This is a genomic window from Pseudomonas sp. PDM25 (assembly GCF_019219045.1).
Classification (GTDB): domain Bacteria; phylum Pseudomonadota; class Gammaproteobacteria; order Pseudomonadales; family Pseudomonadaceae; genus Aquipseudomonas.
Genome location: NZ_JAHUWL010000021.1, coordinates 83,431 through 108,390, shown reverse-complemented (window position 1 = coordinate 108,390; position 24,960 = coordinate 83,431). Strand labels below are relative to the sequence as shown.

Sequence of the window (24,960 nt, the reverse complement as noted above, 5' to 3'; positions counted from 1 at the left end):
AAGAGCGAAGGCGGTCTGACATTCGACATCTGCATTGAATGTAGCGGCCTCTTCGCGAGCAAGTCGGATCGCCGCACCGCCGCTCCCACATGGACATCATGCGATACATAGTTACCGCATCTCGCTGCTCGGCCAGCGTTAACCTGCGTTCATCTTATGGAAGAGAGAACGTTATGGACGACAACACTCCGGTTTCACCCGCACCAGCGGTTTACCTGCTTTCACCCGAACAGATCGCCGGTCCATATTTCCGAAATCCGAAATTGATCAGACGAAACATCAGCGAAGGGATGGATGGCATTCCCTTGGTGCTGAGGCTGACGATCGTCGATGCCATGACCGGTCAACCAGTGACTGACGCGCTGGTGGATATCTGGCACTGCAACGCACGCGGGGCGTATTCGGGCTGGAGCAAGGTCAATCCAGACACGGAAATCGACGTCGACGACATAGGTTCGATCCCGCGAACCGACGACGACACTTACCTGCGAGGCGGGCAATTTACCGACAAGAACGGCATCGTGCGGTTTACCACGATCTATCCGGGGTTCTACGCCGGCCGTGCCCTGCACATTCACGTCGTGGTACGCATTATGGAAGGCAACAACTACCTGGAAGAGCGGCATGTTGCCTGGGTCGGTCAGCTCTACTTTCCCGAGGCGGCCTCGCGCTCGGTACTCAGCGCCAGGGAATACCGCGGTCGAGCCGTTTCGCCGCTGACCAACGATCAAGATTTTTTCTATGAAAACATGGGCGGCGAAGCATCGACCTTGAACGTTCACACCCTGAGTCGAGACTCGAATAAAGATGGCTACTTCGGGCACACGACCATCGGCATCGACACCTTTGCGGTATCGACGCAGATCAAGCCCGAGGACTTCGACAAACACACCGTGTGACGTCAGCGCAGTTCGGTGAGCGCCCGGGTCAGCAAATCCATGTCTGCAGCGGTGTTAGTGAGCCCCGGGGTTATGCGAATGCACGGACCACTCGCGGCACCACTGCGGGCCACGGTAAACAGGTTGTAGTCCTTGAGCAGCCGCTCGACCATTGCCTGTTGATCGGCATGCTGGGTAAAGCGCATCGACGTGATGCCGCAATACAATCGCGGGTCGTCCGGGGTCATGACTTCGATCCCCGGCAACTCGCGTACCGCGCTCACCCAGCGGTTGCGCAGGTAATTGAGCCGAGCGCCCTTGGCGGCGGAACCGCCCATGGCCCGATGTTCCTCGAACACCAACGGCAGGGTCAGCAGCGCCGGGATGTTGGGCGTGCTGTACGGCGTGCGGGCGCGAATGTCGGTGGCCGGGAAATGCATCTCGCCCATGTCCGGATCGATGTCGGCCAAGCGCTCGGGGGCGATGTAAATGAAGCCCAGGGTCAGCGGCGCACCGATCCATTTGTGCAGGGTGTAGCCAGCAAAGGCGATGCCCAGTTCATCGAGATTGAACTCGAACTGGCCGAGCGCATGCGCGCCGTCGAGGATCACGTCGATGCCATGTTCCCTGGCCGCTGCAGCAATGGCCTGCACCGGCATCACCAACCCGGAGCGATGGGTGACGTGGGTCATGGCCATCAATTTGAGTCGCGGATAACGCACGAAAGCTTCGCCGTAAGTGGCCAGCAAACTGTCGAAACTGGCGGGGTGCGAGTGTTCGATCTCGATCACCTCGACGCCGCGATGACGTGCCAGCCAGCGCATGGCCCCTTTGACCGTGTCGTATTCCAGATCACTTATCAGCACCTGATCGCCCGGCGTCAGACGGTTGTAGTTGCGGATCAGCGATTGCAGGCCGTCCGAAGCATTGCGGGTGAGGGCGACAGTGTCGGCAGGTACGCCCACCAGATCGGCGAGCTGTGCGCGGATTTCAAGGCTTTCGCCCTGTTCGAAGCGTTGGCGCACATGCACCGAGTTGCTGCGATTGATCAGTTCGATGTTGCGCTGATACTCCTCGACCACTGTGCGCGACATGCGCCCGAAGTACCCGTTTTCGAGGTTGACCGGGCCGGGTTCAACCGCGTATCGGTCGGCAAAGGTTCGCCAGAAGGCTTCATCACGGGCACGGCGAGTGTTATCGGGCATGGGCTACTCAATCAGGGGCCAGGAATGGGGGGCGGGTCAATGGCGAGGGGCGGGTTTGCCATGTTTGGCGCGTAGCGGTTCGAGCAACTCCGACAGGCCGTTGTGATCGATTTCCTGCATCAAGGCCAGCAAGCCGCCGAGTTCTCCGTGGGGGAAACCTTCGCGAGCGAACCAGTTCAGGTATTGGCCGGGGAGGTCGGCAATGATTCGGCCCTTGTATTTGCCGAAGGGCATTTCACGGGTAATCAACAGTTCGAGCTTTTCAGGGTTCATCAATCAGTCGTCTTGATTCAAACAGTCTGGAAAATACAGGCATTCTGCATGCAGGCCAAATGACAGATCATGCAAAAAAAACGGATACAGATTTCGAGTTAAACGGTAAGTTATTGAAATATAAGTAGTAAGTAGTCGATTCATTGCTGGCATGCAGGATGCAACACCTATTGCATCTTTCATCAACCCGCGAGGAATTGAAAATGACCGACATGAATAAAGAAGCCATCTCTGTACTCAACGACCTGATTGAAACCAGCAAAGACGGTCAGGAAGGGTTCAAGACTTGCGCTGAAGACATCAAACACCCAGAACTGAAATCCCTGTTCATGCAGCGTTCCGCCGACTGCGCTACTGCGGCTTCCGAACTGCAAGCGCAGGTGCGCTCGCTAGGCGGCGATCCAGAAACGTCCACCAGCGTCAGCGGTGATATGCACCGTCGCTGGGTCGACGTGAAAGCGATGTTCACCGGCAAGGATGAAGAGGCCGTGCTGAACGAAGCCGAACGGGGTGAAGACCATGCACTGAAGGCTTACAAAGAAGCCATCGAAAAAATCAACAAATACAACCTGGTGGGCATTCGTGACCTGGTTGAACGTCAGTACCACGGCGTGCAACGCAATCACGATCAGGTAAAAGCCCTGCGTAACCAGGCGCGCGCACGCTCGTAAGCGTTCATTGCCTGTCAAAAACGCCAGCCAGTCTGGCGTTTTTTTTGTGTCTGGGAATTAGCACTGGACGGATGTTAGTTAGCTAGCTAATAATTTGTTTATCAAGTGACTGAACCGATCCCGACTATCGTTAAATCGCCTTTCCAAGAGTCCTTTACGTGCCTATCACCTTGCAGGCTTTGTTTGCGCCTGACCGCCGCGCCTTACAGTTCGCGATCAAAACCTTGATCGGCGGCGGCCTGGCGCTGTGGCTGGCATTACGCTGGGGTCTGGAGCAACCGGCCTGGGCGTTGATGACGGCGTTCATCGTCGCTCAGCCCTTGTCCGGGATGGTGGTGCAGAAGGGCCTGGCGAGGTTGCTGGGCACCCTGGTCGGGACGATGATGTCAGTGGTGTTCATGGGGGTGTTTGCCCAGACGCCTTGGCTGTTTTTGTTGGCCTTGGCGTTATGGCTAGGGCTGTGTACGGCAAGTTCGACTTTGCTGCGCAGCGCCTGGTCCTATTCGTTCGTGCTGGCCGGTTACACGGTGGCGATCATCGCGCTGCCGGCCATTACTCATCCGCTGACGGTGTTCGATCAAGCCGTGGCTCGCTGCACGGAAATCTGCCTGGGCATTCTTTGCGCCACCGCCGCCAGTGCGCTGCTCTGGCCGATGCGGGTCGAACGGCAACTGGCGGATCAGGCGCGGGCAGCGTGGCAAAGCGGTATGAACGCCGCGCGTGCAACCCTGGCCGGTGATGCTCAGGCGCGTAAAGGCTTACTGGAAATCCTCGGCAAAATCGTCGCCGTCGATGCCCAGCGCGAGCATGCCTGGTTTGAAGGAAGCCTGGGGCGGCAACGAGCGCGGGGGATCAGCGGCTTGAGCCAGAAGCTGTTGATGCTACTGCGCATCGCCCGTTCGGTACGCCGCCAGTGGAAGCAATTGGAACCCCAGGAAGCCGAGCAACTATTGCCCTGGATGACCGAGGTTCAAGAGGCGCTCGACAGCCCGGATTCCGCGACCCTGCAAGCGCTGCGTCCGAGGTTGCTCGACGCTTCCCACTACCCACACATCAGCTCCGCACAGAGTTATTGCCTGGCTCGTTTCACCTTGTTGCTCGATACCGCCATGGCGGCCAGCGCCGCGTTGAACGCTGTTGAGGAGGGCAAGGAGACGGTCGATCCACCGAGAACCCTGACACCGCACCGCGACCTGTCATTGGCGCTGATGTTCGGTGCCCGCAGTGCGTTGGCGTTTCTGGTGGTCTCGTGCTTCTGGTTGGCGACCGCCTGGCCCGCTGCCTCCGGCGCGCTGCTGTTGACGTGCGTGGTGTGTAGTCTGTTTGCCAGCCGCGAGAATGGCGCTCAGATCGGCATGAGTTTTATGCGCGGGATCTTCCTGGCGATTCCGGCCGCGTTTATCGTCGGGCAGATCCTGCTGCCGCAATGGAGTGGTTTTGCCTTGCTGTGCATGGGCATGGGCGTGCCGTTGTTCCTCGGCGCGCTGGGCATGGCCAAACCGCAGATCGGTGCGACGGCGACCTCATTTTGTCTGCACTTCATCGTGCTGGTCTCGCCGCTCAATGCGATGAAATTCGATGTCGCGACGTTCTTCAACAGCGCTCAATCCATCGTGGTTGGCGTCGGTGCCGCCGTGCTGGCGTTCCATTTGTTGATCCTGCGCAACCCGACGTGGCATGGCCGACGTTTGCTGGCGGCGACCCTCGATGATCTGGTGCGCCTGACCCGGCGCAATCTGCGCGGTGCCGAAAGCTGGTTTGGCGGGCGCATGGCCGACCGCTTGCTGCAATTGGCGCGGCACTATCCCGAGTTGCCGGAGCCGGCGCGCAGTCGCTGGGACGACGGCTTGCTCGGCCTGGACATCGGCGACGAACTGCTGCATTTGCGTTTGAGTCTGGCGGTGGCGCAGGCACCGGTCAGTGCACCTCAGCGGCGTTATCTCGAACAGCTGGAAAAAATCCTTGAGCAAGGCCCGGTCGGCAGTCGCGCCGAAGCGTTGGCGCAGCCGAGCGAAGAATTCTTGAAGACTTTGTACGCGTTGCCCCCCAGCGATGCGGTGAAACTGGCCCAAGGCGCGGTGCTGCAATTGCAAAGCAGCTGGCGCGCCTGGTGCCGTCAACAGGAGCAAAGCCATGGGCTTGCGTGAGTGGTCGGTGGGTGGCGTGCTGCTCAGTCCGTTTCTGATTTATGTGCTGCTGGCGCTGCTCGTCACTGGCGCCTTGCGCATGCTCTTGCGCCTGACGCCGGTGGGCCGCTGGATCTGGCACGAAGCATTGTTTGATTGCGCCTTGTACGTCTGTGTATTGACCTTGATCACCGTCGTCCTCGGACCTTTATAAGGAGTTGAAAATGCGAACACCGATACGTGTCGCGGTGACCTTGTGCCTGGTGGCGGCGGCGATATTTGCCGGCTTCCATTTGTGGCAGTACTACATGCTCACGCCCTGGACTCGGGATGCGCGGATCCGCGCCGACGTGGTGGTGATCGCCCCGGACGTCTCGGGTTGGGTGCGTGAGCTCAAGGCTTTTGATAACCAGCAGGTCAAGGCCGGCGATTTATTGCTGAGCATTGATCGTGAACGTTTCGAAGCGGCGCTGGAGAAAGCCCAGGCGGTGGTGCAGACCCGCCAGCAGCAACTCAATCTGCGCGAGAAAGAAGCCAGTCGCCGCGCGGCCCTCGGTCCGCAGGCCATCAGTGCCGAGCTGCGCGAGAACGCGCAAATCAACGCCGGCATCGCCCGTGGCGAACTGCGTGAAGCCCAGGCCGAAGCCAAGGTTGCGGAACTCAACCTCGCCCGTAGTCAGGTCCATGCGCCGCGCAATGGTCACATCACCAATCTGCGTTTGGCCGAAGGCAACTACGTGAATGCCGGGCAATCGGTGATGGCATTGATCGACGATTCGACTTTCTATGTGCAGGCGTATTTCGAGGAAACCAAACTGCCACGGATTCGTGTTGGCGATCCGGTGAAGGTCTGGTTGATGAGTGCGGGGGAGGGGTTGCAGGGGCATGTGGAAAGCATCAGTCGCGGGATTACCGATCGCAATACCACGCCGGACGGGCAGTTGCTGGCAGAGGTCGAGCCGACGTTCAACTGGGTGAGGCTGGCGCAGCGGATTCCGGTACGGATCAAGATTGATAAGTTACCGGAAGGGATGAATTTGAGTTCGGGGATGACGGCGAGTGTGCAGGTGCAGGAGGGGCATCAATAGTTGAGGCGCTGCGGTCACTGTGGCGAGGGGGCTTGCCCCCGTTGGGGGGCGCAGCGCCCCCGAATCAGGCGCCGCGTTCGATCTGATTAACCGCGGTGGCAGATTTTACGACTGCTTCGCAGCCGAACGGGGGCAAGCCCCCTCGCCACAGGAGTTCACCCTGCCTGTAACAAGTGGGCAGGCAATCAGCCGATACTGATCGCTGGCAACGTCGGCAACGTCACGGTCTGTTGCTTGCGCGGCGCCAGAATCTCCGCCTCGCCGTCCACTACCAATTCATCGCGCTGGTTAAACACGCGAGTGGCAATCCGCACACGAAACTTCGGCAGCTTCTCGAGGATCTCCAGACGCACGGTCAGTGTGTCGCCAATTTTCACCGGCTTCTGAAAGCTCATTTGCTGACCGATATAAATAGTCCCCGGCCCAGGCAACTCGCAGGCAACGGCAGCGCTGATCAGCGCGCCGCTGAACATGCCGTGAGCAATGCGCTCCTTGAACATGGTGCCGGCGGCGAATTCAGCGTCCAGGTGCACCGGGTTGTGATCGCCGGACATCGCGGCGAACAACTGAATGTCGCGCTCTTCGACCGTCTTGCTGTAGCTGGCGGTCTGGCCGACTTCAAGGGCCTCGTAAGGGGTGTTGGTAACCTGGGTCATCTGTTTCAATTCCTGTCACGAATAAATAAATTCAAAAAAACTATTCCGATCTGGGTGGCCGACGGTGGCTCAGTGCCTGGGCGATCCAGTTCAACACGTCATTGATCACTTCATCGCGATTGCTCTCGTTGAACAGTTCATGCCGTGCCTGCGGGTAAATAGTCAGTTGCAGGCTCTGGCTGCCGGCAGCGCGCAGCGCATGGGCCAGATCTTTCAGACGCTTGCCATCGCTCACCGGATCACATTCACCACCGATGATCAGCAACGGCAGGCCCGGATCAATCTGAGCGAGATTGGACGCTTTGCTGATTTGCTGCAACCCACCGAGCAAATCGAGCCACAGCTGATTGGTGCAGCGAAAGCCGCAGAGCGGGTCATTGGCGTACAGGTCGACCTCTGCCGGGTCGCGGCTGAGCCAGTCGAACCGCGTGCGCGCCGGTTTGAATTTCTTGTTGAACGAACCGAACGACAGCCATTCGATCAGCGCGCTGCGACCCTTCGGGCCCTGGCGCAAACGTTCCAGCCGTGCAATCTGCCGCGCCGCGCGATAGAGCGCCACCGGTTGGAAGTTCGACCCGCTGAGAACGGCCCCATGCAGGCTGGCGCTGTGGTGCAGCAGATAGGCCTGGGCGATGTAGCTGCCCATGCTGTGACCGAGCAGCACAATCGGCACGCCCGGATGGTGTTGGCCGATGTGCTGGTTGAGGCTCGCCAGGTCGCCGACCACCTTGCACCAACCGTCATTGTCGGCGAAATGGCCGAGCGTCCCGTTTTCGGCAGTTTTGCCATGTCCACGCAGGTCCGGCGCATACACGCCGTAGCCCTGATCACAGAATTTTTCCGCCAGACGGGCGTAGCGGCCACTGTGTTCCGCCATCCCGTGGGCCAGCAGGATCACTGCTTTTAAAGGCGTGGCGGGCAGCCACTGGTTGACGAAGAGGCGGCTGCGGTCGCTCGCGGTCAACCAGAAAGTGTCGTGGATCATGGCGGTTCCTTTGCATTGGGCTGCATGTGGCATGGGCGTCGTTGCATTGTATAGCGCATCCAAAGCGTGCCGTCTGATCAGGCCACGCCACGGCAGCAAGATTCACACGATCAATGTCGACCGTGCGCATATTTGCCTGATTCGCCATAGCTGCTAGTGTCCGTGGAGCCCCGCTTTTTCGCTCTCTATTGTGAAGAAGGACAGAAAAGCGGCCCCGGATAGGTTCAGGTAAAGAGGACAAGAACAATGCAACCTGATTTCTGGAATGACAAACGCCCGGCCGGCGTGCCCCTGGACATCGATCAAGGGGCCTACAAGTCGGTGATCGAGGTGTTCGAGCGTTCCTGCAAGAAATTTGCTGACCGCCCGGCATTCAGCAACATGGGCGTAACCCTGACCTACGCCGAACTGGAACGCTACAGCGCTGCGTTCGCCGGTTACCTGCAAGCCCACACCGACCTGGTGCCGGGGGATCGCATTGCGGTGCAGATGCCCAACGTCCTGCATTACCCGATTGCCGTGTTCGGTGCCTTGCGCGCCGGGCTGATCGTGGTCAACACCAACCCGCTGTACACCGCGCGGGAGATGCGTCATCAGTTCAAGGACTCCGGTGCCCGGGCGCTGGTGTACCTGAACATGTTCGGGCAGAAAGTCCAGGAAGTGCTGCCCGACACCGATATCCAGTACCTGATCGAAGCGAAGATGGGCGACCTGATGCCCACCGCCAAGGGCTGGCTGGTCAATACGATGGTGAGCAAGGTCAAGAAGATGGTCCCGGCGTACGCCTTGCCGCAGGCCATTTCCTTCAAGAGCGCGCTGCACCTGGGCCGGGGCCTGGGCATCAAGCCGCTGAAGATCGCGCTCGACGACATCGCCGTGCTGCAATACACCGGCGGCACTACTGGCCTGGCCAAGGGCGCGATGCTGACCCACGGCAACCTGGTGGCCAACATGCAGCAAGTGCGGGCGTGCCTGGAGCAGTTCGGCAATGACGGCCAGCCGCTGTTGCGCGAAGGGCAAGAGGTAATGGTCGCGCCGCTGCCGCTGTACCACATCTATGCGTTCACCGCGAATTGCATGTGCATGATGGTTTCGGGCAACCACAACGTGCTGATCACCAATCCGCGAGACATCAAGGGCTTCATCAAGGAGCTGAAGAACTGGCGATTCTCGGCGTTGCTGGGGCTCAACACCCTGTTCGTCGCGCTGATGGACCACCCGGATTTCAAGACCCTGGATTTCTCCAGCCTCAAACTCACCAATTCCGGCGGCACCGCGCTGGTCAAGGCCACGGCCGAGCGCTGGGAAGAACTCACCGGTTGCCGCATCACCGAAGGTTACGGCCTGACCGAAACTTCGCCGGTGGCCTGCACCAACCCGTACGGCGACAAGTCGCGCCTCGGCACGGTCGGCCTGCCGGTGCCGGGCACCACGCTGAAAGTCATCAACGATGAAGGCGTCGAGCAGGCGCTGGGTGAGCGCGGCGAACTGTGCATCAAGGGCCCGCAGATCATGAAGGGCTACTGGCAGAAACCCGAAGCCACCGCCGAAGTGCTGGATGCCGAAGGCTGGTTCAAGTCGGGCGACATCGCGGTGATCGACCCGGACGGTTTTGTGCGCATCGTCGATCGCAAGAAAGACATGATCATCGTCTCGGGTTTCAACGTGTACCCGAACGAGATCGAAGACGTGGTGATGGCTCACCCGAAAGTCGCCAATTGTGCGGTGATCGGGGTGCCGGACGAGCGTTCGGGGGAGGCGGTGAAGCTGTTTGTGGTGGCCCGTGAAACGGGTGTCAGCCTTGAAGAACTGAAGGCCTACTGCAAGGAAAACTTCACGGCGTACAAAGTGCCCAAGCACATTGTCTTGCGTGAGTCGTTGCCGATGACGCCGGTGGGCAAGATCTTGCGGCGGGAGCTGCGTGATATCGCCTGAGTGGTGAATGGCCGCGCTTCGCGCGGATCGCGGGCAAGCCATGCTCCTACGGGTTCAGTGTTGTTCACAAGCAGGGTGAACGACGCAAACCTGTAGGAGCATGGCTTGCCCGTGATGCTTTTAAAGGGGCGAAAGCCCCGGATTCAGGGCCTTTCAAGATTGTATAGGGTTTTTGCTCTAAAATGACCGCCTTCTATTCTTGAGTCATTAAAGTGACTGTGGAGGCGGCTTTTGGCTCTAGTCGGCCCTTGGCAAAGCTGCTACTCTCGGCGCGCTTTTGTGACTTCTCGGCCTATATAAAAGCCAGATTCACCAATAAAAAACATACACCAATAATAATCGCATCAAATGCGGTGATGAATTCGCGTTGCTGAGGAGTGGGCTTCCATGATCGAAGACTTTTGGAAGGATAAGTACCCTGCCGGGATTGCTGCCGACATCAATCCAGACGAGTATCCGAATATTCAGGCAGTGTTGAAGCAGTCCTGCCAACGCTTCGCCAACAAACCGGCATTCAGCAACCTGGGCAAGACAATCACCTACGGTGAACTGTACGAATTGTCCGGTGCCTTTGCCGCTTACCTGCAACAGCATACCGACTTGCAGCCGGGCGATCGAATCGCCGTGCAGCTGCCTAACGTGTTGCAGTACCCGGTCGCCGTCTTTGGTGCCATCCGCGCCGGGCTGATCGTGGTCAACACCAACCCGCTGTACACCGCGCGGGAAATGGAACACCAATTCAACGACTCCGGTGCCAAAGCCCTGGTCTGCCTGGCCAACATGGCGCACCTGGCCCAGCTCGTGGTGCCGAAAACCGGCGTCAGGCACGTGATCGTCACCGAAGTGGCCGACCTGCTGCCGCCGCTCAAGCGCCTGCTGGTCAACAGTGTCATCAAGTACGTGAAGAAGATGGTCCCGGCGTATCACTTGCCCAAGGCCATCAAGTTCAACGACGTATTGAGCAAGGGCCACGGCCAGCCAGTCGCCGAAGCCAATCCGGCCAGCAGCGACGTTGCCGTGCTGCAATACACCGGCGGCACCACGGGCGTGGCCAAGGGCGCGATGCTGACCCATCGCAACCTGGTGGCGAACATGCTGCAGTGCAAGGCGCTGATGGGTTCCAACCTCCATGAAGGTTGCGAGATCCTGATCACGCCGCTGCCGCTGTACCACATCTATGCCTTCACCTTTCATTGCATGGCGATGATGCTGATCGGCAACCACAACATCCTGATCAGCAACCCGCGCGATTTGACGGCGATGGTCAAGGAACTGTCGAAGTGGAAGTTCAGCGGTTTCGTCGGGCTCAATACGCTGTTTGTCGCCCTGTGCAACAACGAAGCCTTCCGCAAGCTGGATTTCTCTGCACTGAAAGTCACCCTGTCCGGTGGCATGGCCCTGCAACTGGCCGCCGCCGAGCGCTGGAAAGCGGTCACCGGTTGCGCCATCTGCGAAGGTTACGGCATGACCGAAACCAGCCCGGTGGCTACCGTCAATCCGATCCAGAACATCCAGATCGGCACCATTGGTATTCCGGTGCCGTCGACCCTGTGCAAAGTCATCGACGATGCCGGCGTTGAACAGCCGTTAGGCGACATCGGCGAGCTGTGTGTGAAAGGTCCGCAAGTGATGAAGGGCTACTGGCAACGTCAGGACGCCACCGATGAAATCCTCGACAGCGAAGGCTGGTTGAAGACCGGTGACATCGCGCTGATTCAGCCTGACGGTTACATGCGCATCGTCGATCGCAAGAAAGACATGATCCTGGTCTCCGGTTTCAACGTGTACCCGAACGAACTGGAAGACGTGCTGGCGACCCTGCCGGGCGTGCTGCAATGCGCAGCCATCGGCGTACCGGACGAGAAGTCGGGCGAGGCGATCAAGATCTTCATCGTCGCCAAACCGGGCGTGACGCTGACCAAGGAACAGGTGATGGAGCACATGCGCGCCAACGTCACCGGATACAAAGTGCCGAAAGCCGTGGAGTTCCGCGATGCGCTGCCGACCACCAACGTCGGCAAGATCCTGCGCCGTGAATTGCGCGACGAAGAGCTGAAGAAGCTCGGCGTCAAGAAGGTAAGCGCGTAACCAACAAAAAGCCCTGCAGATGCGGGGCTTTTTGTTTAATGCGATATCAGAAGTGCCCTTGTGGCGAGGGGATGAATCCCCTCGCCACAAATGTGGACGCCGCGCTTAAGTGAACAGCATTACCGCAGATGCGGGGCTTTTTGTTGTCGTCAGGGAAATCTTCAGCGCCGGTCAGGCCGTCTTCGCGAGCAAGCCCGCTCCCACATTTAATCGAGTTCATCCAGAAGGAATGCGATCGAGTGTGGGAGCGGGCTTGCTCGCGAAGCTTTTGATTTTACAGGCGGAACTGCGCGAAATTGACGTTGGTACCCGCCGGGCGCATGTCCTGGAGGTATGAGTCCTTGTCGGCGCTCAGTTCCAGGCTCAGGGCCGCTTTGCGTTTGCCTTCGTTGCGCACCACCAGGCCTTCGAGCTTCTCGCGCAGGAACACCGTCGGCACTTTCAGGTGCAGCAGTTCGTCGGTTTCCGGGGTGTGCATCAGCAGGTGAACCCACTCGTACTGACCAATGGCCAGGCGCGCGACCGGAATATCGAACCACCAGATGTTGCGGTTGCGGTTCAATTCGGTGAAATGGCAGTTGTTGACGCCAAGCACAGCACCGCCAAGTTCCTGGTTTCTGCGGGCAATGGCCTGCTTTTTATCGAGTTTCATAACATTCCTACGGGATTGGATCTTCAGCGCCATGGCCTGAATACGTTGCGCATTCTCGGGGGTTGGTCGGCAAACATAAAGCCCAACCTGCACTGAACGATGAAATGTCGCCGTGAAAATAAATGAAACTCCGCACAAACGCCTCCGGTCAACCTTGTGTAACCACTTTCCCCGTTGAATTGTTCACAGGAGAAACACCATGAGCAGCACTGGCGATAAAGTAAAAGGCATGGCCAACGAAGCCGCCGGCAACGTCAAGCAAGGCGTCGGCAAGGCCACTGGTAACGAAAAAATGCGCTCTGAAGGCGTCGCTCAGGAAAGGAAAGGCGAAGCCCAGCAAGCGGTCGGCAAAGTCAAGGATGCTCTTAAAAAAGGCATCGACAAGGCCTGATCAGGCCTTTGATGAGCAACAGAAACGGCCATCCGCGGATGGCCGTTTTTGTGTCGGCCTGAACTTGCACAAGGAAATTGTTTCAAACTCGCCAAGTACGCTACTTTGATGTAGAAAACGGCCCCTGAGTCGCCACGACTTCAATCAAATTTGCGGCGAAAGGAGACGCTAATGTTTTTCCCACACATGAAAGGCCAGCGCCTGCACCGTGTCATGGTGCGCACGATCACCGAGTTCGTCGACGACGAGATGTCGACCTATGCCTCGGCGTTGGCCTATCAAATGCTGTTCTCGCTGTTTCCCTTCATTCTGTTCCTGATCGCCCTGATCGGTTTCCTGCACCTGCCGGACTTCTTCTCCTGGCTGCGCCTGCAATCGGAACTGGTCCTGCCGCCCCAGGCGCTGGAGCAGGTGAACCCGGTCATCGACCAGCTCCAGCAATCCAAGGGTGGCTTGCTGTCGGTCGGTATCGTGATTGCCCTGTGGACCGCGTCCGCCGGTGTGCGGCTGATGATGAGCGCGATGAACGCCGCCTACGACGTGGTCGAAGGCCGGCCGGCGTGGAAGCGTTTCCCACTGTCGATTTTCTACACCATCGGCATCGCCGGCATGCTACTGATCGCCGCTGCGCTGATGGTGCTCGGGCCGCAGGTGATGGCCTGGATTGCTTCGCAAGTCGGCCTCGAAGACTTCATCGTGACCCTCTGGACCATCGTGCGCTGGCCGGTGGTGGTGATTCTGTTGATGATGGCGGTGGCGCTGATTTACTACGTCATGCCCGACGTCAAACAAGAGTTTCGCTTCATCACCCCTGGCTCGGTGCTGGCGGTGGTGGTGTGGATCATTGCGTCGCTGGGCTTCGGTCTGTACGTCAAGATGTTCGCCAACTACAACGCCATGTATGGCAGTATCGGCGCGATCATCGTGCTGTTGCTGTACTTCTACATTTCCGCCGCCGTACTGTTGCTCGGCGCCGAGATGAATGCCGTGATCGAGCACATGTCGACCGAGGGCAAGGATGATGGCGAAAAATTCCCCGGCGAGCACAGCCACGAACACAAACAACATGTGTCGGGACTGGGTCGGGACCACTCGATCAAGCCGACCACTGACGAAGTCATCAAATGATCCGTGAAATCCTGAAAATGGGCGACGAACGCCTGCTGCGCATTGCCCCGCCAGTGCCTGCCGAAATGTTCGACAGCCCGGAGCTGTGGCAACTGATTGACGACATGTTCCAGACCATGGAGAGCGTCGGTGGCGTTGGCCTGGCTGCGCCGCAGATCGGCGTCGACCTGCAACTGGTGATCTTCGGTTTCGAGCACAGCGAACGCTATCCGGACGCCGAAGCGGTGCCGCAGACGATTCTGATCAACCCGTTGATCACGCCGTTGAGCCCGACGCTGGAAGAGGGTTTCGAAGGCTGTCTGTCGGTGCCCGGCCTGCGCGGCGCGGTGGACCGCTATCAGCACATTCGGTACGAAGGTTTCGACCCCAAAGGGCAGCCGATTGTGCGCATTGCGTCAGGCTTCCACGCGCGGGTAGTGCAGCATGAATGCGATCACCTGATCGGCCGGTTGTACCCCTCGCGTATCAGTGATTTCAGAAAGTTCGGGTATACCGAAGTGATGTTTCCGGATCTCGATCCGAACGCAGACGATTGATGGGGACCAACCCGAAACCAATGTGGGAGCGGGCTTGCTCGCGAAGGGGCCATGTCAGTCAATATTGATGTCGACTGACACGCCGCCTTCGCGAGCAAGCCCGCTCCCACAAGTCGAACTCTCCAACAGTTTCAGGCCCATGGCGATCATCGGTTTGCTGCGCGCATAACGGCTCAAGCGTTCGGCCATGGAGTAGGGCAGTGGCGGGTCGAAGGTAAAACCGCGACGTTCATAAAACCCGCGCAAGTCCGGATGACAAAACAGCCACACCGGGCCTTCAAGCTCCTTGAGCGCCTCGGCGATCAACGCTGCAGCGATGCCCTGTTTACGGCAGGCCGGGTCGACAAACAAACCCGTCAGCCAATGCCCGTCCGCCACCGGTCGCAAACACAGTGCGCCAATGATCTCCTCGCGCCTGGCCACCCAGAGTTGAGCGTCGCGGACGGCTTTCATCGACGATTGGTGAGCGCGATAAAACTTGTTCATCAAGGGCCACAAAGGCTCGGCGAGCAAGGTGTACTGGGTGTTGGGCATGATCTTCGACTGTCGGTGCGCAAAGCGGGCGATTATAAAAGAACGCACGCGCAGCGATAGGTGTATACCTGATCTCACATCCCGTATGAGTGGAGTAAGTATCATGGCCAAAGGCATGGATTCAAAAAAAGCGGCAAAGAAAAAACCGGCAAAAACCGCCGATGAAAAGCGCGCGGACAAGAAGGCCAAGAAGGTGGATGTGTTCGGTCATTGATCCCGCATTGATTGATCGTTCCCACGCTCTGCGTGGGAATGCGGCCCGTGACGCTCCGCGTCACTGGACGCAGAGCGTCCCTAGAGGCATTCCCACGCAGAGCGTGGGAACGATCGTCATACGATCCTTGAAATAATCTGCAAGATTTTCCTGCGTCATTGCACAGAAGGGGACTGGTCCCCGATCTGAGCAACGCCATGCCCCATTATTTCGATACCGCCCACCGTGAAGAAATCGAAACCCTGCGCCAACGCCTGACCGCTCGCACCGAGTGGCCGACCTGGTTGCTGCTGATCGGCGTGTACGTCGGCTGGTTCAGCATCGTGCTTGCCAGTGGCTGGTTGGGCCTGTGGTGGAGCACTGTGCTGTTGATTCCATTGGTGGTGCTCTGGTTGTCGGTGCAGCACGAATTGCTTCACGGTCACCCCACCCGCTGGACATCGCTGAACAAAATCCTCGGCTACGCGCCGTTCGCCGTCTGGTATCCCTACACCCTGTATCGCGACAGCCATTTGCTGCATCACCGCGATGAAGACCTGACCCTGCCCGGTCTCGATCCGGAAAGCCGTTACCTGAGCGCCGAGCAATGGCAGGACAGTTCGCTGTTCGAACAAGACCTGCACTGGCTGAACAAAACCGTGCTCGGACGCTTCGCCCTCGGTGCACCGCTGGCCTTGCTGACGCTGGCCAGGGAAGAACTGCAACGTCTAAAAGCAGGTGAGCGACAGGCTTGGTTGATGTGGTTGAGCCACGGCACGTTGACCCTGCTGATGTTGCTGTTTGTCGCCCGTTACAGCGTGCTGCCGGTGTGGCATTACCTGTTACTGATCAGCGTTCCGGCGCTATCGATTGCGATGATTCGCTCCTACTATGAACACCGTCCCCACGCCGAGCCCGAGCAAAGGACGGTCATCAATGAAGCGGCCTGGCCGTGGCGCTGGCTGTTCCTCAACCTCAATCTGCATTTGGTGCATCACGACTTGCCTGGGCTGCCCTGGTACGACTTGCCCCGCGCCTACCGCACGCGTCGAGAGCAATGGCTGGCGCGCAGCGGCGGGTTTCTGGTGCAGGGTTATGGGCAGTTGTGGTGGGAGAATGGAGTGAAAGCCATCGATAGCCCGCAACATCCGTTTCACTGATTTCATGATCGACACCCCCCCCTGTGAGCGAGCCCTGTGGCGAGGGGATTTATCCCCGTTGGGCTGCGGAGCGGCCCCGGCATTTCAAAGTTAAAACGCGTTTACGACTGCTTCGCAGCCGAACGGGGTGGTGCGGCATTCCGATAAATCCCCTCGCCACAGGGCTCGCTCCCACAGTGAAAACTTGTCACCTGGAAGATTTCGATGACTGAACACCTCGCCGAATTACTGATGTACATCGCCCCCGAACCAATCCGCGAGGCCAACGAGCGCTGGCTGACGCGCATGCTCGAGCGACTGGGTGCCACCCGCCGCAACGCCGAGGGCCTTTCGCTGATGGACCTCTGGCTGTCCCCGCACCTTCTGCTGACCCAAACCTGCGGCTACCCGCTGATGACCGCGTTGCGCGGTCGGGTCCGGGTCGTTGGTCGTCCTCGCTATGAGCTGCCGGACGCTAACGGCGGCAATCATTGCAGCCTGTTGCTGAGTCGCGCCGATGATCCACGGCGCAGCCTGCCGGCCTTTCGCGACAGTCGTGGGGTGATCAATGGCGAAGACTCCAACAGCGGCATGAACCTGCTGCGTCATCGATTGGCGCCGCTGCATCAAGAGGGGCAGTACTTCGCCAGTGTCGGTATCAGCGGCAGCCACCGCGAAAGCCTGCGCGGGTTGCGTGAAGGGACCGCGGACCTGGCGGCCATCGACAGCGTCACCTTCGACTATCTGGCGCGGTACGCCGAAGACGAAGTGGCCGGCCTGCGGGTCATTGCACGAAGTGCGTTCAGTCCGACCTTGCCGTATATCACCGCCGCGACCGTCACCGATGAACAGACCGAGGCGTTGCTGCAGGTGATGAATATGACGTTGCAGGAATTGCCCGAAGTCAGGGAAATCCTCGGTCTGCAAGAGGTATTGCCGGCCAGCGAAAGCGACTATCAGATCGTGCTCGACTATCAGCAAGAGGCTGAGGCGTTGGGGTATGGGCGATTGCGGTAGGGGGGGAAGAACGAAATCGGTGTGCCTCTGTAGCAGCTGTCGAGTGAAACGAGGCTGCGTTCTTTTGATGTTTAATTCCATAACGGAATATAAAAATGCTTTTTAAATATTATTAATGCATAAGGCTCCTTGCTAGGATCGCGTCACCGGAACACCGGACATTCAGCGACCCCTAACCCTTGGAGCCTCTATGTCCGGCACCGACCTTTCCCATCGCAACGACGTGGGCGGAGTGTTCCGCGCGCATTACCCCTGGCTGTGCGCACGGTTGCGACGGCATCTGGGCGCCAGTTCCAGCGTCGAAGACATTGCTGCCGAAACTTTTTTACAGCTGCTCGAATCGCCGGGGCTGACCCCGATCCGCGAGCCTCGTGCCTTACTCACCACCATTGCCCAGCGGTTGATCTATCAGCTCTGGCGCCGCCGTGAGCAGGAACGCCAACACCTCGATCAGTTGCGACACCTCGATCAGCAACAAGCGATTTCGCCCGAAGAACGGCTGCAATTGACCCAGGCCTTGCATGGCCTCGACCGTACGCTGGAGCGCTTGCCGGGCAAGGTTCGCGCAACGTTCCTGTTGTCGCGAATCGACGGTCTGACCTACCCGCAAATCGCCGCCGAACTGGGCATTTCCCAGCGCTCGGTCAGCGTTTACATGACTCGCACTCAAGCCCTGTGCGCCCGGCACAGCGCCAACCAATCCTTGAATTCCCTGACCCGGAGGTCCGCATGAGATCGATCAAAACCCTGCTCGGCAGTTCGCTGCTGGCCCTGAGCCTTGTGGCAACCCACGTTCCCGCTGCGGAGAAAACCGCGCCGATCCACTTCGGCGACATCACCTGGGAAAGCGGCAGCCTGATCACCGAAATCCTGCGATTGATTGTCGAGAAAGGTTACGGCTACCCGACCGATACCTTGCCGGGCAGCACCGTCAGTCTCGAAGCGGCGTTGGCCAGGAACGATATTCAAGTGATCGGCGAAGAGTGGGCCGGGCGCAGTCCGGCGTGGGTCAAAGCCGCCTCGGAAGGCAAAGTGTTTGGCCTGGGCGACACGGTCAAAGGCGCCACCGAAGGCTGGTGGGTGCCGGAATACGTGATCAAGGGCGACCCCGAACGCGGCATCAAACCCCTGGCCCCGGAGCTGAAATCCGTGGCCGACCTGGCGCGCTACAAGGACGTGTTCCGCGACCCGGAAGACCCTAGCCGTGGACGCTTCCTCAATAGCCCGACCGGCTGGACCTCGGAGATCGTCAACAGTCAGAAACTCAAGGCCTATGACCTGACCGGCAGCTTCGTCAACTTCCGCACGGGTTCTGGCGCTGCGCTGGATGCCGAGGTGGCTTCGTCGATCCGTCGAGGCAAACCGGTGCTGTTCTACTACTGGTCGCCGACGCCGCTGTTGGGCCGTTTCAAACTGGTGAAGCTCGACGAGCCGGCCTTCGACGCCGACGCCTGGAAGACCCTGGCCGACGCCAACAACCCGAATCCAAAAGGCACGCGGTCGATGCCGGCAAGCCTGGCGATCGGCGTGTCCGCGCCGTTCAAGGCGCAGTACCCGGACCTGGTGGCGTTCTTCGAAAAGGTCGACCTGCCGATCGATCTGCTGAACCACACGCTCGGCCAGATGAGCGAAAAGCGCCTGCAACCGCGTCAGGTGGCCGAAGCGTTTTTGCGTGATCAGCCGCAGATCTGGAAGGGCTGGGTGCCGGGGGAGGTGGCGACCAAGGTGAGTGGGAGTTTGTAGTTTTTTCTGATGCTTCAACGGTGTTTGTCAGATAGCTTTCGCGAGCAAGCCCGCTCCCACAGGGGATCTCTGGTGTTCACAAAATCTGTGTTCACTGGAGATCCCCTGTGGGAGCGGGCTTGCTCGCGAAGGGTCTTGCGCCTTACTCCGACTCAGCGGCCAATGCAGTCTTCACGGCTGGCCGCTGATCAACCCGCGCCTGAAACCGCACCAACGCCGGCCACTGATTCAAATCAATCCCAAACACCGACGTCCAGCGCAACACCGTAAACAAATACGCGTCGGCAACGCTGAACCCGTCAGCCATCAAATAATCCTGGCGCTCCAGCGTCTGGCTCAACACAACAAAACGCTTGAACAGTTTCTCCTTGATCAGCGCTTTCACCTCATCCGGGAACTGCGAACTGAACAGCCAGCCCAGCCCGCCATGAATCTCTGTCGAAACGAAATTCAGCCATTCCTGCAACCGTACCCGCTCGAACGTTCCGCTCACGGGTACCAGGTTCGCTTCGGGTCGCAGTTCTGCCAGGTATTGCAGGATTGCCGGGCCTTCGGTCAGCACTTGGCCATCGTCCAGTTGCAATGCCGCGACGTAACCCTTGGGGTTGATGGAGAGGAAGTCCTCGCCGTTAGCGGTTCGCTTGGTGGTGTTGTCGACGCGGATCAATTCGAACAGCAGATTGAGTTCGCGCAGCACGATATGCGGCGCCAGCGAGCAGGCGTGGGGGGCGTAATACAACTTCATCGGCAGGGCTCTGGCTGGGGATTTGCGCCAGTGTCATAGTGCGCGGCACCCTCGGTAAAATTAATCTTTCAGAAAACTGCCATAAGGAAAGCTACTGCCATGATGAATCTGATGCATTGGCGAATGGTGGTGGCAGTGGCTGACACGGGCAACATTACCCGGGCTGCCGAGCGGATCGGCATGACCCAGTCCGGTGCCAGCCAGGCCTTGGCGTTGATTGAAGAAACCCTGGGCGTTCAGTTGTTCAGTCGGGAGAATCGCCAGACCTTGCCGACGGCAATCGGCTTGTCTGTGATCGAACACGCGAGAACCATGCTCGATGCCCTGGAGAACATCCGCAGCAGCGTCGATGCCACCAAAGACATCCAGCGCGGGACGATTCGCCTGGCCAGTTTCCCCATGGTGTTGGCGACTTTCCTGCCGCCGTTGTTGCGTCAGTTCAATCGGCTTTATCCCGGTATTCAGGTGGTCGCGCTGGAGGTCAGCGACGATGAAGTGGAAACGCTGCTCGGTGCCGGGCTGGTGGATGTTGGCGTGGTGTTGAACCCGGCGCCTGAGCTCAATGCCGGTCGCCTGGGACGCGATGCCTGGATGGCGGTGGTGCCTGGCGGCCATCCCTTGGCTCGCCGTTCGAATGAAGAAGGCGTCTCCCTGGCGGAGTTGGTGGAGCAACCTTTTGTACTGGCCACGGGCGGTTGTTCGACCAACGCTCGCAGCCTGGCGGAGGATGCCGGACTGCAGCTGCGCGACGTTCGGGTCGAGGTCCGTGAATGGAGCAGTGCGTTCACCCTGGTGCGGGAAAACATCGGCGTGACGCTGGTGCCGGAGATGACACTGCCGAGCCAACTTCAGGGGCTGCGCGTGGTGCCGGTCAAACCGCGTATCGATCGCGAATTTGCCTTGGTGGCCGCTGCGAACAAGCCACCCTCGGCGGCGGTGCAGGCGTTGATGGGCATGCTCGCTGAGAAATGACGCATACCGATGCTGAACCGATTTTGTCCTCAATAGTGGCCGACTAGTGGCCTTGCGTACCGGCCTCGCCTGTCTATGCTGACTCGTAACTAACTATGTCGACCGCTATGTGAAGGCCGTCATACACGTGAAAAGTGTGCGCAACCCAAGGCACCGACGCTGAACAACACGGAGCTGTCCGGTCAATGGAATGTCTTATCAGAACGTTAGGGCTGGTCCGATTCCGGGCTATCAAGAGAAGGATGTCTTGATAAGAGCGTTGCTGCATGGACTCTCCGATTAAACATCATTGATCACCTGACCCAGTCCTTCCTGTGGAGGGATGCGTGTGCCTGTTCCTTGGAATGTAGTGGTGGAGCTGTTGAAAGACCAAAGAACTTTCATCAAACAAAAGACCGCGCTGAAGGTGATCTATGTTTAACCGACATCACAAATCTGACTTGCTGGAAATCGAACGATTCAGTTGCGCGCTGGCCGAGGCTAACGCGAAGTTGGCCGCGGTCAGTCGCTCGATGGCAATGATTGAGTTCACCCCCGAAGGCATCGTGCTCGATGCCAACGACAACTTTTGCAGTGTCATGGGTTACAGCGCCGGAGAAGTGCGCGGCAAGCATCACCGGATCTTTTGCGAAGAAGCGTTCTATCGCAGCGAAGCCTACGCCAAGTTGTGGCGTGACCTGGCCCGTGGCGAGCCGGTGAGCGGGACCTTTTTACGCTTGGACAGGAACGGCAAGGAGATCTGGCTTGAAGCCAGCTATATGCCGGTGTTCGGCGCTGATCGTCAGGTTCGCAGTGTGATCAAAGTCGCCACTGATATCTCGGCCAGGATCTACAAGGAGCACGAAAACGAGAGCATGCTCGCGGCGATCGGTCGCTCCATGGCGGTAATCGAATTCACCCCGGACGGCAAGGTCATCACGGCCAACGACAACTTCTTGAAGACGATGCATTACTCGCTCAACGAAGTGGTGGGCCAACATCACAGCCTGTTTTGTCATCGTGCCGAAGCCGAATCCCAGGCCTACAAAGCGTTTTGGGCCTCGCTCAATCGCGGTGAATATCACTCGCACCGTTTCGAGCGCAAAGACAAGCACGGTCATACGGTTTTCCTGGAAGCTTCCTACAACCCGCTGTTCGACACCAAGGGCCGGTTGTACAAAGTGGTCAAGTTCGCCAGCGACATCACCGCTCAGGTGACCACCCTGCAAACGGCCGCGGAGTCGGCCCACAGCACCTCGGTTCAAAACGATGCTTGTGCGCAGAAGGGGTCGCATGTGGTGCAGCAAACGGTGCAGACCATCCAGGACATTTCCAAAGACTTGAATGAAGCGGCGCTGAGCATTGATGCCGTGAGTAAACAGTCCGACATCATCGGCACCATCGTCCAGACCATTCGCGGCATTGCCGATCAGACCAACCTGCTGGCGCTCAACGCCGCGATCGAAGCGGCCCGGGCCGGGGAACACGGACGCGGGTTCGCGGTCGTCGCCGATGAAGTCCGCAGCCTGGCGGCACGAACGAGCCAGGCAACGGTGGAGATCGTTGAAGTGGTGCGCAAGAACCACGATTTGTCATTGAGTGCGGTGTCGAGCATGCAGTCCAGTTTGAGTCGAACCGGGCTTGGGGTGGAACTGGCGAACGAGGCGGGAGCGGTGATTATGGAGATTCAACAAGGGTCGCGGCATGTGGTGGATGCGATCAGTCAGTTCAACTCGACGTTGCAGATTAGCTGACTATCCGCGAAATTTGCCCCTCGGGAAGCTCACGCTTTAGAGGGGCAGTCTAAAGGCGAATCAAATAGCTGTAATTTCGAATTTCCCTTCTACAATATTCAAAGTTTCATAGGCGCCCCCGCTTGGGTTGCCAGTAACCGTGAGGCTAAATGTGCCGCTGCAATTGCCGTTGTCGACATTAATAGTCAATTCTCCCTCATCGACATTGAAACCATGTCGGGAATAAGTGAAGCGAGTATTGCTATTGGTCAGGGGGATCGGATAAGTACCATTTCCGCGCGCAGGGATGATGCTGAAATCAAAATAGCGGCCGTTATCGATGGTGTCGCCGATGTGAATGAGACTGATCGTTTTCGGAAAGAGCGAGCCGTAACTAATTTGAAAGCGCGAGCCATCAAAGGCTGGCGCCACTTCGTTACCATCCTTCGTGAATTTTGCAGTGCAGGTTCCGCGAAAATTTTGTAGTGACTGAGTTGACATCGCAGTCGCTGATTCGGATTGACTGGTTGCGTTGTCATCCAGTGAAAGTGTGGTCGTAGCGGGTTTATTTATAGACATGTCAGCCTCCATTCTCTTGTTCGTTAGTGCGAGCAAATGATTGTCGCAACACGCTCATGATTTACCCCTATCTAACGACTGTCTACTGTCACAATTGACAGGTAAGAGACGTGAGTCAGGTAAAGCCGATGAGCGGTCCTCGAGCCCAAAAAGAAAAGGGTCCCACGAGGGGACCTTTTGGGGAGGTATCGATCGTGTTAAAGCGAAACGAAAAACTTATCGACCACTCAGTTCAACTCCACCGTGCAGATAAGTTAGCGTTGGCCTGAACGGATTGCCCCTTATAATTAAAGGGGCAATTTTTATCACTTGAAACGTTCATGTTTTACAAGTGGCGCCTGACCTATTCGGTGAGTGAGAAACTGCCTTCTATCTCCGCACTTTTCTGTGGGTCATGACTGCTTACAGCGATGAATTGATACGTGCCCCTCACAAATTTTTTTTCAAGGTCCACTTCAATCAAGGTGATATTTCCCGACTGTTTTTGCCCGATCCAGGAACTATCAGGGTCTCGAGGGTTGTAAAAACCTCCGACTCTTCTACCGTTGTCGAATGGATATGAGCCAGGTTTGATTTCGCCATCATATATACCTAACTGGACTCCCCAGCCTACAGGGAAGTCATCTCGGGCGAACCCGCCAACTATGAGTTCATATTCTTTAACGCTGAAAACGATTTGCTTGGCTGGAAGGCTCAGCGGTTCGCCGCCATTTTCCCTGATTGTTGCACTGAACAGCCCGACGGCTTTTTTATTACTCATGGGTCATCTCCTTTGCCACATTACAAACAGAGCCGCGGTGAACTATCGACGCGGAGGAGACACATGATTTTCCACTCGGATAATGCTGTCTACTGACAGAAGTGACAGTCAGGTTCTTTGCGGAAGAAGAATTGGACCAGCGGTCATACTGCTGAAAACTGAAATACATCCAATTGAAAGGATGTTTTTCAGTTTTCAGGATGGTTAAAGCGAAGCAAAAAACGTGTTGATCATTTGGACTGTTGCCTTTTACGCGGCTGCTGTTTCTGCTCTCGGCCCAGTTGCCGCAGCCGAGAAAATGCGGGGCCGCTCAAGGCAGTCCATTGCAGCCATATTTGAGGAATCCCGGACGTTGTGCCAACCGTTGGAAATACTCGTCGATGGCCGGGTAGTCGGGGCGCTCCATCGGTGTCATCAGCCAGCGGTTGATCGACAGCCCGATGACGATGTCTGCCAGCGTGAAGTGCGGTCCGGCGACATACGCTTTGGTGGCCGCGAGCTGATGCTCGATGATGCCCATTTTCTGATTCCAGCCGTGTACACCGGCGGCAATGTGATGCGGGTCCTGGAACTCCGGATCTTTGCGTACCAATGCCGTGAACGCATAGCTCCAGGAGGCATTGAGTTCAGTCGCTTGCCAATCCATCCACTGTTCAACCCGAGCGCGGGCCGCCGGTTCGTGGGGTAGCAGATCGGTGTTGTGGTGTTTGCCGGCCAGATAGCGGCAGATGGTGTTGGACTCCCACAGCACGCCGGCCTCATCGATGATCACGGGCACCAGTGCGTTGGGGTTGAGCCTGAGAAACTCCGGCGTGTGGGTTGACGCATAACCGCCGCCCCAGTCTTCACGTTCGTAGGCAATACCCAATTCCTCACAGGTCCACAGGACTTTTCTGACGTTGATGGACGAGGCTTTGCCCAGAATCTTCAGTGCATGTTCCATTGAGCTACTCC

26 protein-coding genes and 1 pseudogene are annotated in these 24,960 nt (G+C 58.1%); 17 read left to right on the top strand and 10 right to left on the bottom strand.

Features of this window, described 5'->3' with window-relative positions:
* The first annotated feature begins 173 nt into the window (after positions 1 to 173).
* Positions 174 to 899, top strand: coding sequence for an intradiol ring-cleavage dioxygenase (locus tag KW848_RS28650; protein WP_218538811.1), 726 nt, complete (start codon positions 174 to 176; stop codon positions 897 to 899).
* Positions 900 to 901: 2 nt separating this feature from the next.
* On the opposite strand, the gene KW848_RS28645 is transcribed toward KW848_RS28650, so the two are convergent.
* Both KW848_RS28645 and KW848_RS28640 read right to left on the bottom strand, forming a co-directional pair.
* The gene (locus KW848_RS28645) at positions 902 to 2,083 is read right to left on the bottom strand and encodes an aminotransferase class V-fold PLP-dependent enzyme (protein ID WP_218538810.1); all 1,182 of its coding nucleotides are present in this window, start codon (positions 2,081 to 2,083) and stop codon (positions 902 to 904) included.
* Between the two features lie 36 nt (positions 2,084 to 2,119).
* The gene (locus KW848_RS28640) at positions 2,120 to 2,356 is read right to left on the bottom strand and encodes a DUF3820 family protein (protein ID WP_007949456.1); all 237 of its coding nucleotides are present in this window, start codon (positions 2,354 to 2,356) and stop codon (positions 2,120 to 2,122) included.
* 203 nt (positions 2,357 to 2,559) lie between these two features.
* Here KW848_RS28640 and KW848_RS28635 point away from each other — a divergent pair, with 203 nt between their 5' ends.
* The 4 genes from KW848_RS28635 (at position 2,560) to KW848_RS28620 (ending at position 6,241) form a co-directional block, all read left to right on the top strand.
* Positions 2,560 to 3,027 (top strand): PA2169 family four-helix-bundle protein, encoded by a 468-nt coding sequence (locus KW848_RS28635; RefSeq protein WP_111451472.1) that lies wholly within the window; start codon positions 2,560 to 2,562, stop codon positions 3,025 to 3,027.
* A 158-nt stretch (positions 3,028 to 3,185) separates the two neighbouring features.
* Positions 3,186 to 5,174: an FUSC family protein gene (locus KW848_RS28630; RefSeq protein WP_218538809.1), complete on the top strand. Its 1,989-nt coding sequence runs from the start codon at positions 3,186 to 3,188 to the stop codon at positions 5,172 to 5,174.
* Positions 5,161 to 5,367: a DUF1656 domain-containing protein gene (locus KW848_RS28625; RefSeq protein ID WP_008151119.1), complete on the top strand. Its 207-nt coding sequence runs from the start codon at positions 5,161 to 5,163 to the stop codon at positions 5,365 to 5,367. The genes KW848_RS28630 and KW848_RS28625 overlap by 14 nt, the downstream gene beginning before the upstream one ends.
* A gap of 10 nt (positions 5,368 to 5,377) precedes the next feature.
* Entirely contained in the window at positions 5,378 to 6,241 is an 864-nt protein-coding gene (locus KW848_RS28620) for an HlyD family secretion protein (protein ID WP_218538808.1), read from the top strand.
* A 185-nt stretch (positions 6,242 to 6,426) separates the two neighbouring features.
* Here the strand turns inward: KW848_RS28620 and KW848_RS28615 are convergent, their stop codons facing one another.
* Together KW848_RS28615 and KW848_RS28610 are read right to left on the bottom strand one after the other, a co-directional pair.
* Positions 6,427 to 6,897, bottom strand: a complete 471-nt coding sequence (locus tag KW848_RS28615) for a MaoC family dehydratase (RefSeq protein WP_008151121.1) — start codon at positions 6,895 to 6,897, stop codon at positions 6,427 to 6,429.
* Positions 6,898 to 6,937: 40 nt separating this feature from the next.
* On the bottom strand, positions 6,938 to 7,882 hold the full coding sequence (locus tag KW848_RS28610) for an alpha/beta hydrolase (RefSeq protein ID WP_218538807.1): 945 nt from the start codon (positions 7,880 to 7,882) through the stop codon (positions 6,938 to 6,940).
* A 246-nt stretch (positions 7,883 to 8,128) separates the two neighbouring features.
* Here KW848_RS28610 and fadD2 point away from each other — a divergent pair, with 246 nt between their 5' ends.
* Both fadD2 and fadD1 read left to right on the top strand, forming a co-directional pair.
* The gene (gene fadD2, locus KW848_RS28605) at positions 8,129 to 9,817 is read left to right on the top strand and encodes a long-chain-fatty-acid--CoA ligase FadD2 (RefSeq protein WP_218538806.1); all 1,689 of its coding nucleotides are present in this window, start codon (positions 8,129 to 8,131) and stop codon (positions 9,815 to 9,817) included.
* A gap of 387 nt (positions 9,818 to 10,204) precedes the next feature.
* Positions 10,205 to 11,905 carry a long-chain-fatty-acid--CoA ligase FadD1 gene (gene fadD1, locus KW848_RS28600; protein WP_192411091.1) on the top strand — a complete coding sequence of 567 codons (1,701 nt, stop codon included), beginning with the start codon at positions 10,205 to 10,207 and terminating at the stop codon, positions 11,903 to 11,905.
* 274 nt (positions 11,906 to 12,179) lie between these two features.
* Here fadD1 and KW848_RS28595 read toward each other — a convergent pair whose 3' ends face one another.
* Positions 12,180 to 12,557, bottom strand: a complete 378-nt coding sequence (locus KW848_RS28595) for a hypothetical protein (RefSeq protein WP_111451478.1) — start codon at positions 12,555 to 12,557, stop codon at positions 12,180 to 12,182.
* Between the two features lie 199 nt (positions 12,558 to 12,756).
* Here KW848_RS28595 and KW848_RS28590 point away from each other — a divergent pair, with 199 nt between their 5' ends.
* The 3 genes from KW848_RS28590 (at position 12,757) to def (ending at position 14,612) form a co-directional block, all read left to right on the top strand.
* On the top strand, positions 12,757 to 12,948 hold the full coding sequence (locus KW848_RS28590) for a CsbD family protein (RefSeq protein ID WP_111451479.1): 192 nt from the start codon (positions 12,757 to 12,759) through the stop codon (positions 12,946 to 12,948).
* A gap of 171 nt (positions 12,949 to 13,119) precedes the next feature.
* Positions 13,120 to 14,076: a YihY/virulence factor BrkB family protein gene (locus KW848_RS28585; protein ID WP_218538805.1), complete on the top strand. Its 957-nt coding sequence runs from the start codon at positions 13,120 to 13,122 to the stop codon at positions 14,074 to 14,076.
* On the top strand, positions 14,073 to 14,612 hold the full coding sequence (gene def / locus KW848_RS28580; RefSeq protein WP_111451481.1) for a peptide deformylase: 540 nt from the start codon (positions 14,073 to 14,075) through the stop codon (positions 14,610 to 14,612). The genes KW848_RS28585 and def overlap by 4 nt, the downstream gene beginning before the upstream one ends.
* A gap of 54 nt (positions 14,613 to 14,666) precedes the next feature.
* Here the strand turns inward: def and KW848_RS28575 are convergent, their stop codons facing one another.
* Positions 14,667 to 15,146: a GNAT family N-acetyltransferase gene (locus KW848_RS28575; RefSeq protein ID WP_218538804.1), complete on the bottom strand. Its 480-nt coding sequence runs from the start codon at positions 15,144 to 15,146 to the stop codon at positions 14,667 to 14,669.
* A 411-nt stretch (positions 15,147 to 15,557) separates the two neighbouring features.
* Between KW848_RS28575 and KW848_RS28570 the strand changes: the two genes are divergently transcribed.
* The 4 genes from KW848_RS28570 (at position 15,558) to KW848_RS28555 (ending at position 19,238) form a co-directional block, all read left to right on the top strand.
* A complete protein-coding gene (locus KW848_RS28570) occupies positions 15,558 to 16,499 on the top strand; it encodes a fatty acid desaturase (RefSeq protein ID WP_218538803.1) in 942 nt (313 codons plus the stop codon).
* 204 nt (positions 16,500 to 16,703) lie between these two features.
* Entirely contained in the window at positions 16,704 to 17,495 is a 792-nt protein-coding gene (locus KW848_RS28565) for a phosphate/phosphite/phosphonate ABC transporter substrate-binding protein (RefSeq protein WP_218538802.1), read from the top strand.
* 190 nt (positions 17,496 to 17,685) lie between these two features.
* The gene (locus KW848_RS28560; protein WP_218538801.1) at positions 17,686 to 18,228 is read left to right on the top strand and encodes a sigma-70 family RNA polymerase sigma factor; all 543 of its coding nucleotides are present in this window, start codon (positions 17,686 to 17,688) and stop codon (positions 18,226 to 18,228) included.
* On the top strand, positions 18,225 to 19,238 hold the full coding sequence (locus tag KW848_RS28555; protein ID WP_218538800.1) for an ABC transporter substrate-binding protein: 1,014 nt from the start codon (positions 18,225 to 18,227) through the stop codon (positions 19,236 to 19,238). Before KW848_RS28560 ends, KW848_RS28555 begins: the two co-directional genes overlap by 4 nt.
* A gap of 142 nt (positions 19,239 to 19,380) precedes the next feature.
* On the opposite strand, the gene gstA is transcribed toward KW848_RS28555, so the two are convergent.
* On the bottom strand, positions 19,381 to 19,983 hold the full coding sequence (gene gstA, locus KW848_RS28550; protein ID WP_218538799.1) for a glutathione transferase GstA: 603 nt from the start codon (positions 19,981 to 19,983) through the stop codon (positions 19,381 to 19,383).
* A gap of 99 nt (positions 19,984 to 20,082) precedes the next feature.
* Here gstA and KW848_RS28545 point away from each other — a divergent pair, with 99 nt between their 5' ends.
* From KW848_RS28545 to KW848_RS32560, 3 genes and pseudogenes are all read left to right on the top strand, one after another.
* A complete protein-coding gene (locus KW848_RS28545; protein WP_218538798.1) occupies positions 20,083 to 20,955 on the top strand; it encodes a LysR family transcriptional regulator in 873 nt (290 codons plus the stop codon).
* A gap of 413 nt (positions 20,956 to 21,368) precedes the next feature.
* Positions 21,369 to 22,145: pseudogene (locus KW848_RS32565) on the top strand (PAS domain-containing protein); the annotation flags it as partial.
* Positions 22,146 to 22,148: 3 nt separating this feature from the next.
* Positions 22,149 to 22,688: a methyl-accepting chemotaxis protein gene (locus KW848_RS32560; RefSeq protein WP_375154739.1), complete on the top strand. Its 540-nt coding sequence runs from the start codon at positions 22,149 to 22,151 to the stop codon at positions 22,686 to 22,688.
* 60 nt (positions 22,689 to 22,748) lie between these two features.
* On the opposite strand, the gene KW848_RS28535 is transcribed toward KW848_RS32560, so the two are convergent.
* The 3 genes from KW848_RS28535 to KW848_RS28525 form a co-directional block, all read right to left on the bottom strand.
* A complete protein-coding gene (locus KW848_RS28535) occupies positions 22,749 to 23,246 on the bottom strand; it encodes a hypothetical protein (RefSeq protein WP_218538796.1) in 498 nt (165 codons plus the stop codon).
* Between the two features lie 343 nt (positions 23,247 to 23,589).
* Positions 23,590 to 24,006: a hypothetical protein gene (locus KW848_RS28530; protein ID WP_218538795.1), complete on the bottom strand. Its 417-nt coding sequence runs from the start codon at positions 24,004 to 24,006 to the stop codon at positions 23,590 to 23,592.
* A gap of 310 nt (positions 24,007 to 24,316) precedes the next feature.
* Positions 24,317 to 24,949 carry a glutathione S-transferase family protein gene (locus tag KW848_RS28525; RefSeq protein ID WP_218538794.1) on the bottom strand — a complete coding sequence of 211 codons (633 nt, stop codon included), beginning with the start codon at positions 24,947 to 24,949 and terminating at the stop codon, positions 24,317 to 24,319.
* Positions 24,950 to 24,960 lie beyond the last annotated feature (11 nt).